This is a genomic window from Variovorax sp. Varisp46, assembly GCF_059491885.1.
On the sequence record NZ_CP168515.1, the window covers coordinates 686,994 to 703,945 of the forward strand.

The following is a 16,952-nucleotide window of genomic DNA, read 5'->3' on the forward strand; positions in this document are numbered from 1 at the left end:
CGGGATGACGCCGAACCAACGATTCCCCCGCCTGCTGCTTGCCGCCCTGTCGTGGGGCGCTGCCGGTGTTGCACTCGCACAGGGCGTGCTGGTGCCCCAGGCGCCACCGGCGGCGCCGCAGGACACGCTCACGCGCGCAGCAACCAGCGTGGGTATCAAGCGCTGCCTGCCCGCCATCACGCGGCTTTCCACGCTCACCGTGCAGGGCAGCCGCAGCCACGACGTGCTGCTCGACTGGGACCGCAAGCGCCCCGACGCGGGGCCGATGTTCTCGCTGATCGGCATGGAGTTTCCGAACGCCGGCGTGGCCGCGTCGATCACCGCCATTCCCGACGACAGCGGCGCCTGCACCGTGTCGGCCGAGCGCATCTCGGTCGCGCCTTTCACCTGCGCGAGCGTCGGGCAGCAGGAGCTGGCGAGCTACAAGATGACGCGGCTGCTGCCCAACTACGCGGTCTACACCGACGAGAAGGAGCCCACCTCCTCGGTCTCGCTGATCGATTCGCCGCCGGGCTGCCTGATCATCCGCCGCTACGTTGAATACGGCTGGCGGGACCCGGCCGCAGTTACTGGCGCAGCCCCGGCCGGTGCCGCGGGCCAGCCTCCGAAGAAGCGCTGAGCCAGTCGCAGGCTTTCAAGTCGTCGCCTGCGCCGCCAACGCCGTCAGCGCAGCAGCGGTCTGCTCATCGGCCGGGAAGAACGATTCCACCGCCAGTTCCTGCAGCGTGACGTCCACCGGCGTGCCGAAGATGGTGGTGGTGCTGATGAAGCTCAGCACCCCGTTCGGCGTGACGAACTGGATCGGCACCGCAATGGCCGACAGTGCCGTGTCGATGGCGGGCAGGTCGTGGCTGACCGCGGGTGGAGGGTAGGCCTCGAGTTCGTCATGCAATTCCTGCAGCACCGCGTCGCCGGTGGCGGCGATCTGCTGCTGCAGCCGTTCGAGCAGATGGGTGCGCCATTGCGCGAGATTGGCAATGCGCGGAGCCACGCCGTCGGGATGCAGGCTCAGCCGCATCACGTTGATGGGCGCCTGCATCAACTCGGGCGCGGCGCCTTCCATCAGCATCGGCACCAGCGCGTTGTGCGCCACCAGGTTCCAGTGGCGGTCCACGGCCAGCGCGGGAAAGGGCTCGTGCCCCTTCAGCACCAGGTCGACCGCGCGGCGAGCTGCGGCCATCGCCGGATCGTCGAGCGAGCGCTGCCGGTACATCGGCGCAAAGCCCGCGGCCACCAGCAGCGCATTGCGTTCGCGCAGCGGCACCTCGAGACGCTCGGCCAGGCGCAGCACCATCTCGCGGCTGGGCGCGGCGCGGCCGGTTTCCACGTAGCTCAGGTGCCGGGTCGAGACCTCGGCCTCCTGCGCCAGGTCGAGCTGGCTCAGGCGGCGGTGGGTGCGCCAGTGCCGCAGGTGGGCGCCGAACGGGTCGCGCGCGCCGGGCTGGCTGGCCTTGGACAGGTGGGAGCGGGTGGTGTTCATGGGGCTGCATTCTGGCGCGCCGGCGGCGCAGCGCCATGACCTCCCAGGTCATCGACGCGATCCACGCCGGCCGGAATCATGGGCTCCAACGCGGCAGGGCTGGCTTGCGGCGTAACCACCCAAGGAGATTCACATGTCCGTCTTCGCATCCCCCCGTTTCCTGCCCAACGTGATGTGGGCCGATGCCGCTTCCTGCGCCGCGACGGGCGCGCTGCAAGTGGCGTTCACCGGCGCACTGGCCAGGTTGACCGGCCTGCCGGCGCCGCTGCTCACGGGTACGGGCGTTTTTCTGCTGGCCTATGCGGCTGCCGCTGCTTTCATGGCCAGCCGCCGCGCGCCGCCGCGTACCCTCATCGGCCTGGTCGTCGCCGGCAACTTCGGCTGGGCCGTGGCCAGCGTCGCGCTGCTGGTGAGCGGCATCTTCCCGGTCACTGCGCTGGGCATGGCCTGGGTGCTGGCGCAGGTGGCCTGCGTGGTCGTGCTGGCCGAGCTGCAGTGGACCGGGCTGCGCCGCACCCGCGGCGGTGCCCGCGTGGTTTCCGGCCTGGAGCCGGCTGGCCGCTGGTGAGATCGCGGAATGCCGGCGACACCCCTGTCCCCGGCATTTTTCGCCATGAGGAACATGGCCCGGCAAGGCGTCAGCAGGGAAGACCGACTACAGCCGTTGACATCGAACCCTGATATCTTTGAGAGGCTTCCACGAACAAACAGGAGTTCCCCCATGGCCAAAGCGCCGGCGCATGCCTTTGCGTCCACCCTCAAGACCTTCAAGACCGCATCGGGCAAGTCCGGCAAATACTGGTCCCTGAAGGAACTGGCCAAGCAGTACCCGACCATCGACCGCCTGCCGGTTTCCATCCGTATCGTGCTCGAATCGGTGCTGCGCAATTGCGACGGGCAGAAGGTCTCGGCCAAGCATGTCGAAGAGCTGGCCCACTGGGCGCCGAACGCCGAGCGCACCGACGAGATTCCTTTCGTCGTCACCCGCGTGGTGCTGCAGGACTTCACCGGGGTGCCGCTGCTGGCCGACCTGGCCGCCATGCGCAGCGTGGCCGCCAAGCTCGGCAAGTCGCCCAAGACCATCGAGCCGCTGGTGCCCGTCGACCTGGTGGTCGACCACTCGGTCATGGTCGACTACTACGGCACGCCCAAGGCGCTCGACCTGAACATGAAGCTGGAGTTCCAGCGCAATAACGAGCGCTACCAGTTCATGAAGTGGGGCATGCAGGCCTTCGACACCTTCCGCGTCGTGCCGCCGGGATTCGGCATCGTGCACCAGGTCAACCTCGAATACTTCGCCCGCGGCGTCTACAAGAGCCCGGGCGACGCGAACGACGTGCCCACCTACTATCCCGACTCGCTGGTCGGCACCGACAGCCACACGACCATGATCAACGGCATCGGCGTGGTCGGCTGGGGCGTGGGCGGCATCGAGGCCGAGGCGGCCATGCTGGGCCAGCCGGTCTACATGCTCACGCCCGACGTGGTGGGCTTCGAGCTCACCGGCAAGCTGCGCGAGGGCGTCACGGCGACCGACCTGGTGCTGTACGTCACCGCAATCCTGCGGGCCGAGAAAGTGGTGGGCAAGTTCGTCGAGTTCTTCGGCCCCGGCGCGGCTTCCATCGCCGTGCCCGACCGCGCGACCATCGGCAACATGGCGCCCGAATACGGCGCGACCATGGGCTTCTTCCCGGTCGACGACATGACCGTGGCGTACTTCGAAGGCACCGGCCGCACCAAGGAAGAGGTCGAGCGCTTCGCCGCCTACTACAAGGCGCAGGGCCTGTACGGCATGCCCAACCCGGGCGACATCGACTACACGAAAATCGTCAGGCTCGACCTCGGCACGGTGTCCCCGAGCCTGGCCGGCCCGAAGCGCCCGCAGGACCGCATCGACCTTGGCCACCTGGCCACCAAGTTCTCCGAGCTCTACAGCAAGCCCAACGAAGCCAACGGCTTCAACCAGCCGGCCGACAAGCTCAAGCTGCGCTATCCGCTGAGCGTGAACGGCGTGCGCGGCCACGACGAAGCCGCGGCGCCGCCGCCCGGTGCGCCGCGCGACGTGATCGAGATGGTGGCCAACCGTTCGACCCACGCCGCGGCACACACCAGCGCCACCGCACCGCCGGCGCCCAAGGGCGAAGTCACCATCGGCAACGGCGACGTGCTGATCGCGGCCATCACCTCGTGCACCAACACCTCGAACCCGAGCGTGATGCTGGCTGCCGGCCTGCTCGCGAAGAAGGCTGTGGAGGCGGGGCTCACGGTCAAGCCGCACGTCAAGACCTCTCTGGCACCCGGCTCGCGCATCGTCACCGAATACCTGGAGAAGGCCGGCCTGCTGCCGTACCTCGAAAAGCTCGGCTTCTACCTCGCGGGCTACGGCTGCACCACCTGCATCGGCAACGCCGGCGACCTGACGCCCGAGATCAACGAGGCCATCACCAAGAACGACCTGATCGGCGCGGCCGTGCTGTCGGGCAACCGCAACTTCGAGGCGCGCATCCATCCGAACCTGAAGGCCAACTTCCTCGCCTCGCCGCCGCTGGTGGTGGCCTTCGCCATCGCCGGCAACGTGATGACCGACCTCATGACCGAGCCCGTGGGCAAGGGCCGGAACGGCAAGGACGTGTACCTGGGCGACATCTGGCCCACGCCGAAGGAAATCGACGAGAACCTGCGCTACGCGATGAATGCGAAATCGTTCCGCGAGAACTACGACAAGGTCAAGACCGACCCGGGCAAGTTCTGGAGCAGCATCGAGGGCACCAACGGCCAGGTGTACGACTGGCCGAAGTCGACCTACATCGCCGAGCCGCCGTTCTTCGAGGGCTTCAGGATGACGCCGCACGCGTCGGACGCGGGCTTCAAGGGCGCACGCGTCATGGCGCTGTTCGGCGACTCGATCACCACCGACCACATCTCGCCGGCCGGCTCCATCAAGGAAAGCTCGCCCGCGGGCATCTGGCTCAAGGCGCATGGCGTGGCCAAGGCCGACTTCAACAGCTACGGTTCGCGCCGCGGCAACCACGACGTGATGATGCGCGGCACCTTCGCCAACGTGCGCATCAAGAACCTGATGATTCCGCCGGACGCCAACGGCACGCAGGAAGAGGGCGGCGTCACGCTGTTCCAGCCCGGCAACGAGAAGATGTTCATCTACGACGCCGCCATGAAGTACATGGCGCAGGGCGTGCCGACGGTGGTGTTCGGCGGCGAGGAGTACGGTACCGGCTCCTCGCGCGACTGGGCGGCCAAGGGCACGCAGCTGCTGGGCATCAAGGCCGTGGTGGCGCGCAGCTTCGAGCGCATCCATCGCGCCAACCTGGTCGGCATGGGCGTGCTGCCGCTGCAGTTCCGCGGCGCCGATTCGTGGCAGACGCTGGGCCTCACCGGCGACGAGAAGATCGACGTGGTGATTGGCAGCGAGCTGAAGCCGCAGATGGACGTGAAGCTGGTCGTGCACCGCGCCGACGACACGCATCAGGAGGTGACGGTGCGCCTGCGCATCGACACGCCGATCGAGGTCGACTACTACAAGCACGGCGGCATCCTGCCCTTCGTGCTGCGGCAACTGCTGGAATAGCACGGGCTTGTTTTCCCGAGAGGCCTTTCTTCTTCCATGCTCCGCATCGGCCTCATTTCCGACACCCACGGGCTCCTGCGGCCCGAGGCCGTCGCTTTCCTGAAAGGCAGCGACTTCATCGTGCATGGCGGCGACATCGGCAGCGCCGGCATCCTCGAGGCGCTCGCAGCCATCGCGCCGCTGACGGCCGTGCGCGGCAACAACGACCGCGAGCCCTGGGCCGAGACGATCGCTGAAACCGAACTGCTGGAATTCGGCGATGTGCGCCTCCATGCCATCCACGACCTCGCGCAACTCGGGATCGACCCGTCCGCGGCCGGCGTGCGCGTGGTCGTCTCGGGCCATTCGCATCAGCCGAAGATCGCGGAGCGCGGCGGCGTGCTGTACGTCAATCCGGGCAGCGCGGGCCCGCGCCGGTTCAAGCTGCCCATCGCCGTGGCCGAACTGCTGATCGACGGCGATGCCGTCACCGCACGCGTCGTCGAACTGGCCGTTTGAGCCCGGTACGGGCGGCCGAACCGAGCGAAAACCCCCCGATTTGCCGGGCTTCCATGCTTTTGAGGGGGTTGGTCAGGTTTTTGTGAGTGAGAATTGCTAGCATCTAGCCTTTGCTTACCGGCGCGCCCGATATTCCGGGCGTCATCTCACCGTGCGAACCATCGATTTCGGCGCAGCACCGACCACCGCCGTCGCCCTGCGCCTCGACCAGCTTCCGAACAACCAGTGGGCGACCGTGCTCGACGTGGCGCGCCCCGAGGATGCGGACGGCCGCGAACTGGTCCTGCGCCTGACGGAAATCGGCTTCGTGCCCGGCGAGGCCGTGCGCATCGTCGCCAGCGGCATCCCGGGCCGCGAACCGCTGGCGGTCCGCCTCGGCCACACCACCTTCGCACTGCGCCGCCACGAGGCCGCGCTGATCCACGTCACGCCGGGAGCCGCCAACCATGGTTGAAGCCGTCATCCAGGGTCCCGGGCGCCTCGCGCCTACCGCTCAGCCCGGCCGTATCGCCTTGCTGGGCAACCCCAACTGCGGCAAGACCGCGCTGTTCAACCTGCTCACCGGCAGCCGCCAGAAGGTGGCCAACTACGCCGGCGTGACGGTCGAGCGCAAGGAAGGCACGCTGCGCACGCCATCGGGCCGCCGCGTGTTCGTGCTCGACCTGCCGGGTGCCTACAGCCTGAACGCGCTGAGCGCCGACGAGGCCGTCACCCGCGACGTCGTCACCGGCCGGAGCAAGGAAGCCTTGCCCGACCTGCTGGTGTGCGTCACCGACGCCACCAACCTGCGCCTGAACCTGCGGCTGGTGCTCGAGGCCAGGCGGCTGGGCCTGCCGATGGTGGTGGCGCTCAACATGACCGACATGGCCAGGAAGCAGGGCATCGCGGTCGACACGGCGGTGCTCTCTCGCGAACTGGGCGTGCCGGTCATCGAGACGGTCGGCGTGCACAGCGGTGGCGCGCAGGGCCTGCTCGAAGCGCTCGACACGCCCGTGGCCGCCGCTGCGCCCCAGCCCTGGCGGGCACCGGGGCTCGACGACGTGCTGGCCACGCAGCGCGAGGTGCGCCGCATCCTCGGCCTGGCGGTGAAGGAGCCGGCGGGCAGCCTCGCCACCAGCGACCGCATCGACCGCGTGGTGATGCATCCGCTGTGGGGCATGCTGGTGCTCGCCGCCACCATGTTCCTGATGTTCCAGGCCGTGTTCAGCTGGGCCAATGTGCCGATGGACGCCATCAAGGCCGGCACCGAGGGGCTGGGCAGCCTGCTCAAGGCGCACATGCCGGAGGGCATGCTGCAGAGCCTGCTGGTCGACGGGGTCATCGCCGGCGTGGGCGGCGTGATCGTCTTCCTGCCGCAGATCCTGATTCTTTTCCTCTTCATCCTCGCTCTGGAAGACTCGGGCTACCTGCCGCGTGCGGCCTTCCTGCTCGATCGCGTGATGGGCACCGTGGGCCTCTCGGGCCGCTCGTTCATTCCGCTGCTGTCGAGCTTCGCCTGTGCCATTCCCGGCGTGATGGCCACGCGCACCATCAGCAACTGGCGCGACCGCATCACGACCATCATGATCGCGCCGCTCATGACCTGCTCGGCGCGGCTGCCGGTGTATGCGCTGCTGATTGCGGCCTTCATTCCGGCGCGCACGGTGGGCGGCGTGTTCAACCTGCAGGGCGTGGTGCTGTTCGCGCTTTACGTGTTCGGCATCGTCTCGGCGATGGCCGTGGCCTGGATGATGAAGCGCTTTCGCGACAGCACCTCGCATTCGCCGCTGCTGATGGAGCTGCCCGCCTACCGCTGGCCGAACCCGCGCAACCTGGCGCTGGGCCTGTACGAACGGGCTTGGATCTTCATCCAGCGCGTGGGCACGATCATCCTCACGCTGACCATCCTGCTGTGGTTCCTGTCGACCTTCCCCTCGCCGCCGGAAGGCGCGACCGGGCCGGCCATCCAGTACAGCCTGGCCGGCATGATCGGCCGCGGGCTGGAGCACATCTTCGCGCCCATCGGCTTCAACTGGCAGATATCGATTGCGCTGGTGCCGGGCATGGCGGCGCGCGAGGTGGCCGTGGGAGCGCTCGGCACGGTGTATGCGCTGTCGGCCACGGGCGACGACGTGGCGGGGCAGCTGGAGCCGCTGATCGCGGGCAGCTGGTCGCTGGCTACCGCGCTGTCGCTGCTGGTCTGGTACGTGTTCGCGCCGCAGTGCATCTCGACGCTCGCGGCCGTGAAGCGCGAGACAGGCTCGTGGAAGTACGTCTGGATCATGGCCGGCTATCTTTTTGCGCTGGCCTACATGGCGTGCTTCATCACCTACCGCGTTGCACTGGCACTCGGAGCGGGGTAAAAAAGCAAACCCCCAGGCTTGCCCACTTCGTGTGGCTGCCCACCCTCCTGCAGGGGGCAATACCGGCGGCCCGGCGAAGCCGGTTCCGCGGTATTCCCCGCGGTATAGGCTTCGGGATTGGAGTATTTGAGATATGACGCAACAACTGATCGTCGGATTGATCGTCGCGGCAGCCGCGCTCTATGCGGTCTGGCGCTGGATGCCCGCGGGCTGGCGCCGCGGCGCGGCGCAGAAGCTCGCGGCCGGTACGCACCGCGCGGGCTGGGTCGACGAAGCCCGCGCGAAGGAGCTGGCCGCCTCGCTGGCAAAGACCTCGGGCTGCGGCTCTTGCGACAGCTGTGGAAGCTGCGCTCCCAAGACTACCCTTAAGCAACCCGAAGCCGACCAGGGCACCATCGCGCCGTCGTCCACGCACAGCCGCTGAGCCGATGCCCGCGCACATCCTCGTCGCCGGGGGCGGCATCGGAGGGCTGGCCGTTGCGCTGGCGCTGTCCCGCCGACGGCACCGGGCCGACGTCTTCGAACAGGCCGCGGCCTTCGGCGAAATCGGCGCCGGCGTGCAGCTCGGCCCCAACGCCACGCGGCGCCTTCAGCAACTCGACCTGGGCTCCGGGCTCGCGGCCATTGCGGCGCGGCCCGATGCGCTCGCGGTGCACAGCGCCGGAAGCGGTTCGGAGCTGGCTCGCATGCCGCTCGGAGACGCCATGCAGCAGCGCTACGGCGCTCCCTATTTCTGCGTGCACCGCGCCGATCTGCACGGCCTGCTGCTCGATGCCGTACGCGCACGCGGCACCGGCACGCTCGTCACCGCGGCGCACATCACGCAGGTGGAAACCAGCGACGACCTCGTGTGCCTGTCGAGCACCGATGCGCGTGCCTGGGAAGGCGAAGCCGTCGTCGGAGCCGATGGCCTATGGAGCATGGTGCGGCAGCAGCTCGACTCCGCGTCTGCCGCGCAACCGCCGCGCGTCACCGGCCACACGGCCTGGCGCGCCATGGCCGAGCAGGCGAGGCTGCCCGCCGCAATGCGGCGGGCAGGTCGACGTCTGGCTCGGCCCGCGCCTGCATGCGGTGGCGTACCCGGTGCGCGGCGGCGATTGGCTCAACGTGGTTGTCATCGCCGAGTCCGTCCCCGCAGGGGATGCGCGCGACTGGGACCAGGCCGGCAGCATCGCCGCGCTGAAGCAGGCCATGGGCCGCAGCTGCGCAGGCCTGCAGGCGCTGCTCGACGCCATGCCCGGCTGGCGCGCGTGGTCGCTCGGTGACCGTGCACCCCTGAGCGGCGCAGCCGACATGGCGCACGAGCGCATCGCGCTGGTAGGCGATGCGGCGCATCCGATGGTGCCGTACCTCGCGCAGGGCGCGGGCATGGCCATCGAAGACGCGGTGGCGCTGGCCGATGCGCTGGGCGACGGCAGCGCCGCCGACGTGCCCGCCGCGTTCGCGCGCTATGCCGAGGCGCGCTGGGCACGCAATGCGCAGGTGCAGGCGCGCGCGCGCCGCAACGGCGAGATCTTCCACGCCACGGGCGCAATGCGGTTGGGGCGCGACATGGCGATGCGCTTGTTGGGAGCAAAGCTGCTCGACCAGCCGTGGCTGTACGGCGGTTGATGCTTGTGTCCCCTGGGGTGCGTGCACAGGCCACGCATCACGCAAGGAGAGTTCGTTTCACAGCTGAAAAGTCTGCAGGTGCTCGATGCGCTCTGCAAGCCCTTCCTGCCCCAGGTAGTGGCCGTGCTTGTCGGCGAGCGTGGTCTTCAGTTCGAGCAGCATCGCATCGCGGTCCGCGGTGAAGGCCGGCTGCACGTCGATGCCCGCCCGCGCACAGGCATCCGCGATCAGGTGCGCGCTCGCGGGCGCACCGCAGGCCGCGCACTTGACGATCGCAGCCACGTTGGGCTCCGCGCCGTTGGCCAGCAGCGCGCTCGTGAGTTCGGGCGCGATCTGTCCATCGATGTTGCGCAGTGCATCGGCCGCCACCGGCGCACCCGCACGCACCAGTGCCGCGGCCGCGGCGAAAGCGCCGTGCCCCACAGCGACGTCGGTCGCGAGCGCGCTACCTTGCAGCGGGCCGTCGAAGCCCACGCCCGCGGCAGCGAGCTCGGCGACCAGCTCGGCATCGTCGGTCGCGATGGCATGGCGCAGCGCTACGCGTGCAAGCGAGGGCTGGTGGCGCAGCGTGCCCGCGGCCAGTGGCGAGCGCCAGTCGGCCACGGCACGGGAATAGAAGGCCACCAGCTTGTCCATCAGGTCAAGGTCGAGTCCGTGCTCCTCGTGGCGGTCGTCGAGGTATTCGAGCAGCGTCTGCCCCGAGAAGTAGTCGCCCGTGGGGGCCAGCGGGTCTTCTTCCAGGTGCAGAGCCGCGAAGGCACCCATGAGGTCGGGCGCGATGGTGTTCACGCTGTCTTCGTGCAGCGCATGCGTCCATGCCGGCGGCAGGCCCTTCTTCCAGGCGATGACCTGCCCGTGCCCGGCGCCGGGCTCCACCACCGCGTAGATGCGGTCGGTGTATTCGAAGCCGCCGAAAGGCAGGTGCGTGAGCTTGCCGCTCCACGCCGTGCCGCCTTCCTGCGCGGCTTCCTCGGCCAGTTCGAGTTCGTGCGCGATCCAGCCCTGCAGGTCGTGGTAGCCGTCGCTGCCGTTCCAGAACAGCTCGTTCCAGCTGATGGCTTCGAGATTGCCGTTCATCTCGAGCGACAGGTCGTAGTCGAGCCGCCCGCCCGCGGTCTGCAGCCACAGCGCGAGCAGCGCTTCGGGGACCGGGCCCGCGCACTGGGCTTGCACGGCATCGATCTGCTGCCGCGGCATCGGCGGCTGTGCGTCGAAGATCACGCGGTCGGCGAACAGCACGACGCCATGTTCGCGCAAGGTGGAAAGCTCGTCGGGTGTGAACCGGATGTCGTTCATGGCGGGGGCCTCCGTTGTTTCCAAAAATGTAGCGCTTTGCGCCAGCGGAGCAATCCGGACCACCCCAGCTTTATTAGGGCGTTTGCGTGGCTTGTGCGCCTACAGATCGGTGCGCAGCTTCCAGATCTCGGGAAACAGCACCACGTCGAGCATCTTGCGCAGGTAGCTCACGCCGCCCGTGCCGCCGGTGCCGCGCTTGAAGCCGATCACACGCTCCACCGTCGTCACGTGGCGGAAGCGCCAGAGGCGGAATGCATCTTCGAGGTCGGTGAGCTTTTCGCCGAGCTGGTACAGGTCCCAGTGATCGTGCGGGTTCCGGTAGACCGTGAGCCACGCGGCTTCGACGCCGTCGCTCGCCTCGTAGGGCTGGGTCCAGTCGCGTTCCAGCCGGTCGGCGGGCACAGGAAGGCCGCGGCGCGCCAGCAGGCGAAGCGACTCGTCGTACAGGGAGGGGGCGCGATAGGCCGCCTCGACCTGCGCGAGCAGGTCGGCACGGTGCGCGTGCGGCTTGAGCATGGCGGCGTTCTTGTTGCCGAGCGCGAACTCGATGCAGCGGTACTGCGCGCTCTGGAAGCCGCTGGAGTTGGCGAGGTAGGGGCGCATCGCCGTGTACTCGGGCGGCGTCATGGTCGAGAGCACGGTCCATGCGCTCACCAGCTGTTCCATGATGCGGCTCACGCGCGCGAGCATCTTGAAGGCGTCGGCCAGCTTCTCGTCGGCGATGCAGCCGATGGCCGCGCGCAACTCGTGCAGCATGAGCTTCATCCAGAGTTCGCTGGTCTGGTGCTGCACGATGAACAGCATCTCGTCGTGCGCGGGCGATAGCGGGTGCTGGGCGTTGAGGATCTCGTCGAGGTGCAGGTAGTCGCCGTAGCTCATGGACTTGCTGAAGTCCAGTTGCGCCTTTTCTTCGTGTACGATTTTTTCGGTGCTCATGATGTTTGCTGGTTGGTCATCGCCAGACCACGGCGGTGTAGGAGGGGAGGCCCATGCCGGACTCTTTCCTGGGGTAGACGAAGCGCACGGCTTCGTCCTTGCGCTTGAACTGCTGGTAGGTTTCGCCGCCCGGGATGCGGCCTTTCTCGGCCGGGGCGTAGCCGGCGTCGCGCACTTCCTTCACGAGGCGATCGAAGGCGGCCTTGTCGGTCAGCGAGAGCTGGATGCTGTTCTCGCTGCCGCGGCTTTCCACATAGGTGGACTTCATGAGATGCGTGGTCTGGCCGTCGACGAACTTCTCGTACTCGATCATGCTGACCTCGTCGGTCACGGTCTTGTCGGCATACGAGAAGCCCTGGCGCTTGATCTCCTGGCGGAAGGCGTCGGGCGACAGGACGACGAAGGCCTTCAGTTGCGGCAGCGTGAAGTTCGGCTGCTGTGCAAGGGCGGGGGCTGCCGCCATCAGCAGCGTGGCGGAAAGAGCGAGCAATGCGTGTTTCATGATGCGGCGCCGCTCAGGTGACGGCGTTCTTGCGGTTGAACTCTTCGCGCTTCCACTCGCCCGTCTCGAGCACCTGCACGAGGTGTTCGACCGAATTCCACACGTCCTCGAAGCCGATGTACAGCGGCGTGAAGCCGAAGCGCAGGATGTCGGGCATCTGCGAGTCGCCGGCGCGGTAGTCGCCGATGACGCCGCGCGCGATCAGCGCCTGCACGATGGCGTAGGCGCCTTCTTCACGGCTCAGGCAGACCTGCGAGCCGCGTTGGGCGTGATCGCGTGGGGTGATGAGCGAGAGGCCCTGGCCGGCGCAGCGTTCTTCCACCAGCTTGATGAAGAGATCGGTCAGCGCGAGCGACTTCGTGCGCAGCGCTGCCATCGCGCCGTGATCGCCGTTGAAGGCTTCGGCCGCGAGCACGGTGTCGAGACCGCATTCCAGGCCCGCGAGCGCGATGATCGGCTGCGTGCCGCAGAGGTACCGCCCGACGCCTGGGGCCGGGCGATAGTGCGGCGTGAACTCGAAGGGCGCCGCGTGGCCCCACCAGCCCGACAGCGGCTGCTCGAACTGGCCCGCATGCTTCGTGTGCACCCATGCGAAGGCCGGTGCGCCGGGGCCGCCGTTGAGGTACTTGTAGCCGCAGCCGATCGCGTAGTCGGCGTTGCTCTCGTTGAGCGCGACCGGCACCGCGCCCGCGCTGTGAGCGAGGTCCCACACCGTGAGCGCGCCCGCGGCGTGCGCGGCGGCGGTGACGGCTTTCATATCGTGCATGGCGCCGGTGCGGTAGTTCACGTGCGTCAGCATCAGCACGGCCACTTCGTCGGTCAGAACGTCCGGCAGTTCGCTCGCATCGATCAGCTTGAGCGTGAAGCCGCGTTCGCGGCACAGCGACTCGGCGATGTAGAGGTCGGTCGGAAAGTTGCTGCGTTCGCTCACCACCAGCTTTCGGCCACTGTCCTTGTGCTGCGACAGCGCAGCGAACAGCACCTTGTAGAGATTGACCGAGGTGCTGTCGGTGCACACCACTTCGCCGGGCGCGGCGCCGATCAGTCGGGCTACCTTGTCACCCAGGCGTTGCGGCAGGTCGAACCAGCTTGCGGTGTTCCACGAGCGGATCAGGCCTTCGCCCCATTCCTTCGTCACGACTTCGGCGATGCGCGCCGCGGCGGCCTTGGGCATCACGCCAAGCGAGTTGCCGTCGAGGTAGAGCACGTCCTCGGGAATGGTGAATTGGTCGCGCAAGGCGCGCAGCGGGTCTTGCGCGTCTAGCGCGCGGCAGTCTGCAAGGGTCGTCATGTTGGAGGTTTCAGCGGGGGAGTTCGCGCAGGACCGCGCGAACGGGAGATGCATCGGCGCTGACCAGCTTGAGCGGCAGCGCGATGAGTTCGTAGTCGCCCTCGGGAACGTCGTCGAGCACGAGGTTCTCGAGCACGCGCAGGTCGAGGCGGCGGATGCGTTGGTGGCTTTCCAGCGTCTTGCTGTCGGCCGGGTCGATGCTGGCGGTGTCGATGCCGATGAGCTTCACGCCCATGGCCGCGAGGCGCTCGACGGTGGCGGGGGCGTAGGCGGCAAGCCGAGGGTCCCATCGGTCCACCGGCATGGCGGTGTAGGTGCGCACCAGCACGCGCTGCGGCAGGTTGCTGTCGACGGCGTGGGAGATGTGCTCCCATTCGATCAGCGGGCCCTTGTCGATCGCATGGATCACGCGGCAGGGGCCGAGGAAGGGCGTGAGGTCGACGTTGCCGATGGTCTGGCCTGCGGGGTCGTAGTGCAGCGGCGCATCGGCGTGCGCGCCGACGTGGGGCGAGAGCTTGATCTCGCTGACGTTCACCGGGCAGTCCGGCGAGATGGTCGCTGCCCAGCGCTGCTGGTAGGGCGTATCGCCGGGAAACACCGGCGTGCCTTCATGCACGGGCGGCGAAATGTCCCAGATTCGGGGGCGGGGTTGCTTTGAACGCATGGCGCGAAGTTAGCGCCCGGCGAGCGGTCGTGGTGTCGGTTATTTCCAACACCTTATGTGACGAGTTGAAGCTGTCAATGAAGCGGCGACAGCGCGGGCAGTCCGTGCCGGGCGCGCGCCCGCTCGCAGGCGTCGCTGCCGGCCTGCAGCTCGTGGCACGGATTGGGGCGCCATTCGTAGATGCCGCAACCCACGGCTTGGCCGATCTTGCCGGTGAGCGCTGCGCAGCGCATGGGCGTGTGGTCGGTGCCGCGCATGCGGCAGATGGCGTCGTTCACCTCGACGGCGAGGCCGGAAGGCACCTTGCCGCCGTTGCCGTCGAGCTCATGGACGCTGAAGTCGACGCGGTAGCTGGCGCAGCAGGCGCCGCATTGCTGGCAGTCATTCATGGCAAGGCCCAGTTGACGATCTGTCTCAGGAACACCGCGGAACCGGCTTTGCGGGGCCGCAGGTGTTGCCCCCGGCGAGGGGGATGGCGAAGCGGCACGAAGTGCGCGGAACCTGGGGGAGTGCCTATAACTTGCCGAGGAGCAGGAACTCCATCAGCGCCTTCTGCGCATGCAGCCGGTTCTCGGCCTCGTCCCACACCACCGACTGCGGCCCGTCGATTACTTCGGCCTGCACTTCCTCGCCGCGGTGCGCGGGCAGGCAGTGCATGAAGAGGGCGTCGGGCTGCGCGATGCGCATCATGTCCTCGTCGACGCACCAGTCGGCAAAGGCCTTGCGGCGCGCCTCGTTCTCGGCCTCGTAGCCCATGCTGGTCCAGACGTCGGTGGTGACGAGGTCGGCGCCGCGGCAGGCCTCCATCGGGTCCTGGAAGACCTTGTAGCTGTCGCCCGAGCGAATGCCCGCGATCGACTGGTCGACCTCGTAGCCGCTGGGCGTGCTCACGTGCACCGTGAAGCCCAGGATCTCGGCCGCCTGCAGCCAGGTGTTGGCCATGTTGTTGCCGTCGCCGACCCAGGCCACGGTCTTGCCCTTGAGGCACGAAAGGGCATCGCCTCCCGCGTCGCGCGAACCGCGGTGCTCGATGTAGGTGAAGATGTCCGCGAGGATCTGGCAGGGGTGGAATTCGTTGGTAAGGCCGTTGATGACCGGAACGCGCGAGTGCGCGGCGAAGGCGTCGATCTTGGTCTGCTCGTACGTGCGGATCATCACGAGGTCGACCATGCGGCTGATGACCTTGGCGCTGTCCTCGATGGGCTCGGCGCGGCCCAGCTGGCTGTCGCCGGTGGTCAGGTGCACCACGCTGCCGCCGAGCTGGTACATGCCGGCCTCGAAGCTCACGCGGGTGCGCGTGCTGGCCTTCTCGAAGATCATGGCCAGCGTGCGGTCGACCAGCGGCTGGTGCTTCTCGTAGGTCTTGAACTTCTTCTTGATGATCGCCATGCGATCGAAGAGGTAGGCATATTCGTCGGCCGTGAAGTCCGAGAACTGCAGGTAGTGGCGGATGGCGTTGGGCGTGGCGGCGGTCGTCATTGCGCTGCAGGCTCCGACAGGAAGGTTTTCACGATCGGCGCGAGGATGGCGACGATCTCGTCGGCTTCGGCCGTGGTCAGGATGAGCGGCGGCACGAGGCGGATCACCTTGTCGGCCGTCACGCTCAGCAGGAGGCCCGCGTCGCAGGCGCGGTTCAGGATCACGCCGCAGGGGCGGTCGAGCTCGATGCCGAGCATCAGGCCCTGTCCGCGGATTTCCTTCACGCCCGGCAGGCCGCCGATTTCGCGCTCCAGCGCGGCCTTCAGGTGGGCGCCCACGGTGGCAGCGTTCTCGAGCAGCTGGTGCTCTTCCATGATGCGGATGGTCTCGATGCCGGCGCGCATCGCGAGCGGGTTGCCCCCGAATGTGGTGCCGTGGTTGCCGGGCCCGAAGATGTTGGCGGCCTTGGGGCCGGCCACCACGGCGCCGATCGGCACGCCCGAGCCCAGGCCCTTGGCCAGCGGCATGACGTCGGGCTTGATGCCCGCCCACTGGTGGGCGAACCATTTGCCGGTGCGGCCCATGCCGCACTGCACCTCGTCGATCATCATGAGCCAGTCGCGCTCGTCGCACAGGGCGCGCACCTGCTTCAGGTATTCCCAGCGCATCGGGTTGATGCCGCCTTCGCCCTGGATGGTTTCGAAGAACACGGCCACAACATTGGGGTTGCCTTCGGTGGCCTTCTTCAGTGCCTCGATGTCGTTCAGCGGCACGCGGATGAAGCCCTCGACCAGCGGGCCGAAGCCGGCCTGCACCTTGGGATTGCCGGTGGCCGAGAGGGTGGCGATGCTGCGGCCGTGGAAGGCGGCTTCGTAGACGACGATCTCGGGGCGCTCGATGCCCTTGTCATGGCCGAACTTGCGGGCCAGCTTCAATGCGGCTTCGTTGGCTTCGAGACCCGTGCAGCAGAAGAACGCGTTGGTGAGCCCCGAGATTTCGGTCAGCTTGGTGGCGAGCTGCTCCTGGCCGGTCACGTGGTAGTAGTTGGAACTGTGGATCAGCTTGGTCAGCTGGTCCTGCAGGGCGGGCACCAGCTCGGGGTGGTTGTGGCCCAGGGTGTTCACTGCGATACCGCCGAGGCCGTCGATATAGGCCTTGCCCGTGGTGTCCCAGACTCGGCAGCCCTGGCCGTGCGACAGCGCGATCGGCAGGCGACCGTAGGTGTTCATGACGTGGGGCGAGGTGGGCTGGGCGGTAGCGCTCATTCGGGTTCTCCAGATAGGGAACGCGGATTCTAGGCGTGCGGTTTGACGGCTTCGTTGAGGAT

16 protein-coding genes and 1 pseudogene are annotated in these 16,952 nt (G+C 67.8%); 8 read left to right on the forward strand and 9 right to left on the reverse strand.

Annotated features, from left to right (window positions below; genetic code table 11):
- The first annotated feature begins 4 nt into the window (after positions 1-4).
- Positions 5-619: a hypothetical protein gene (locus tag ACEN9N_RS03115; protein ID WP_007831373.1), complete on the forward strand. Its 615-nt coding sequence runs from the start codon at positions 5-7 to the stop codon at positions 617-619.
- 15 nt (positions 620-634) lie between these two features.
- On the opposite strand, the gene ACEN9N_RS03120 is transcribed toward ACEN9N_RS03115, so the two are convergent.
- Complete coding sequence (locus ACEN9N_RS03120; RefSeq protein ID WP_495655336.1) at positions 635-1,480, reverse strand: helix-turn-helix domain-containing protein; 846 nt, start codon at positions 1,478-1,480, stop codon at positions 635-637.
- A 133-nt stretch (positions 1,481-1,613) separates the two neighbouring features.
- Between ACEN9N_RS03120 and ACEN9N_RS03125 the strand changes: the two genes are divergently transcribed.
- The 7 genes and pseudogenes from ACEN9N_RS03125 (at position 1,614) to ACEN9N_RS03155 (ending at position 9,517) form a co-directional block, all read left to right on the forward strand.
- Positions 1,614-2,048 carry a hypothetical protein gene (locus ACEN9N_RS03125; RefSeq protein WP_007831369.1) on the forward strand — a complete coding sequence of 145 codons (435 nt, stop codon included), beginning with the start codon at positions 1,614-1,616 and terminating at the stop codon, positions 2,046-2,048.
- Between the two features lie 153 nt (positions 2,049-2,201).
- Entirely contained in the window at positions 2,202-5,066 is a 2,865-nt protein-coding gene (locus ACEN9N_RS03130) for an aconitate hydratase (protein WP_495655337.1), read from the forward strand.
- Positions 5,067-5,102: 36 nt separating this feature from the next.
- Positions 5,103-5,564, forward strand: coding sequence for a metallophosphoesterase family protein (locus ACEN9N_RS03135; protein ID WP_495655338.1), 462 nt, complete (start codon positions 5,103-5,105; stop codon positions 5,562-5,564).
- A 151-nt stretch (positions 5,565-5,715) separates the two neighbouring features.
- Complete coding sequence (locus ACEN9N_RS03140; RefSeq protein WP_007831365.1) at positions 5,716-6,018, forward strand: FeoA family protein; 303 nt, start codon at positions 5,716-5,718, stop codon at positions 6,016-6,018.
- Positions 6,011-7,906, forward strand: a complete 1,896-nt coding sequence (gene feoB / locus ACEN9N_RS03145) for a ferrous iron transporter B (RefSeq protein WP_495655339.1) — start codon at positions 6,011-6,013, stop codon at positions 7,904-7,906. The genes ACEN9N_RS03140 and feoB overlap by 8 nt, the downstream gene beginning before the upstream one ends.
- A 133-nt stretch (positions 7,907-8,039) precedes the next feature.
- Complete coding sequence (locus ACEN9N_RS03150) at positions 8,040-8,330, forward strand: DUF6587 family protein (protein WP_413313512.1); 291 nt, start codon at positions 8,040-8,042, stop codon at positions 8,328-8,330.
- A gap of 4 nt (positions 8,331-8,334) precedes the next feature.
- Positions 8,335-9,517, forward strand: a pseudogene (locus ACEN9N_RS03155) (FAD-dependent monooxygenase).
- Positions 9,518-9,574: 57 nt separating this feature from the next.
- On the opposite strand, the gene ACEN9N_RS03160 reads toward ACEN9N_RS03155, so the two are convergent.
- From ACEN9N_RS03160 to ACEN9N_RS03195, 8 genes are all read right to left on the reverse strand, one after another.
- On the reverse strand, positions 9,575-10,813 hold the full coding sequence (locus tag ACEN9N_RS03160; protein ID WP_413313508.1) for an SMI1/KNR4 family protein: 1,239 nt from the start codon (positions 10,811-10,813) through the stop codon (positions 9,575-9,577).
- A gap of 99 nt (positions 10,814-10,912) precedes the next feature.
- Positions 10,913-11,749, reverse strand: coding sequence for a tryptophan 2,3-dioxygenase (gene kynA, locus ACEN9N_RS03165; protein ID WP_007831360.1), 837 nt, complete (start codon positions 11,747-11,749; stop codon positions 10,913-10,915).
- A 16-nt stretch (positions 11,750-11,765) separates the two neighbouring features.
- Positions 11,766-12,251, reverse strand: coding sequence for a hypothetical protein (locus ACEN9N_RS03170; protein WP_413313507.1), 486 nt, complete (start codon positions 12,249-12,251; stop codon positions 11,766-11,768).
- Between the two features lie 13 nt (positions 12,252-12,264).
- Entirely contained in the window at positions 12,265-13,542 is a 1,278-nt protein-coding gene (gene kynU, locus ACEN9N_RS03175; protein WP_495655340.1) for a kynureninase, read from the reverse strand.
- A gap of 10 nt (positions 13,543-13,552) precedes the next feature.
- Positions 13,553-14,206: an arylformamidase gene (kynB, locus tag ACEN9N_RS03180; RefSeq protein WP_413313503.1), complete on the reverse strand. Its 654-nt coding sequence runs from the start codon at positions 14,204-14,206 to the stop codon at positions 13,553-13,555.
- 74 nt (positions 14,207-14,280) lie between these two features.
- Entirely contained in the window at positions 14,281-14,595 is a 315-nt protein-coding gene (locus tag ACEN9N_RS03185; RefSeq protein WP_413313502.1) for a YkgJ family cysteine cluster protein, read from the reverse strand.
- 124 nt (positions 14,596-14,719) lie between these two features.
- A complete protein-coding gene (gene argF, locus ACEN9N_RS03190) occupies positions 14,720-15,685 on the reverse strand; it encodes an ornithine carbamoyltransferase (RefSeq protein WP_007831352.1) in 966 nt (321 codons plus the stop codon).
- Positions 15,682-16,890, reverse strand: a complete 1,209-nt coding sequence (locus ACEN9N_RS03195; RefSeq protein ID WP_007831350.1) for an aspartate aminotransferase family protein — start codon at positions 16,888-16,890, stop codon at positions 15,682-15,684. Before ACEN9N_RS03195 ends, argF begins: the two co-directional genes overlap by 4 nt.
- Positions 16,891-16,952 lie beyond the last annotated feature (62 nt).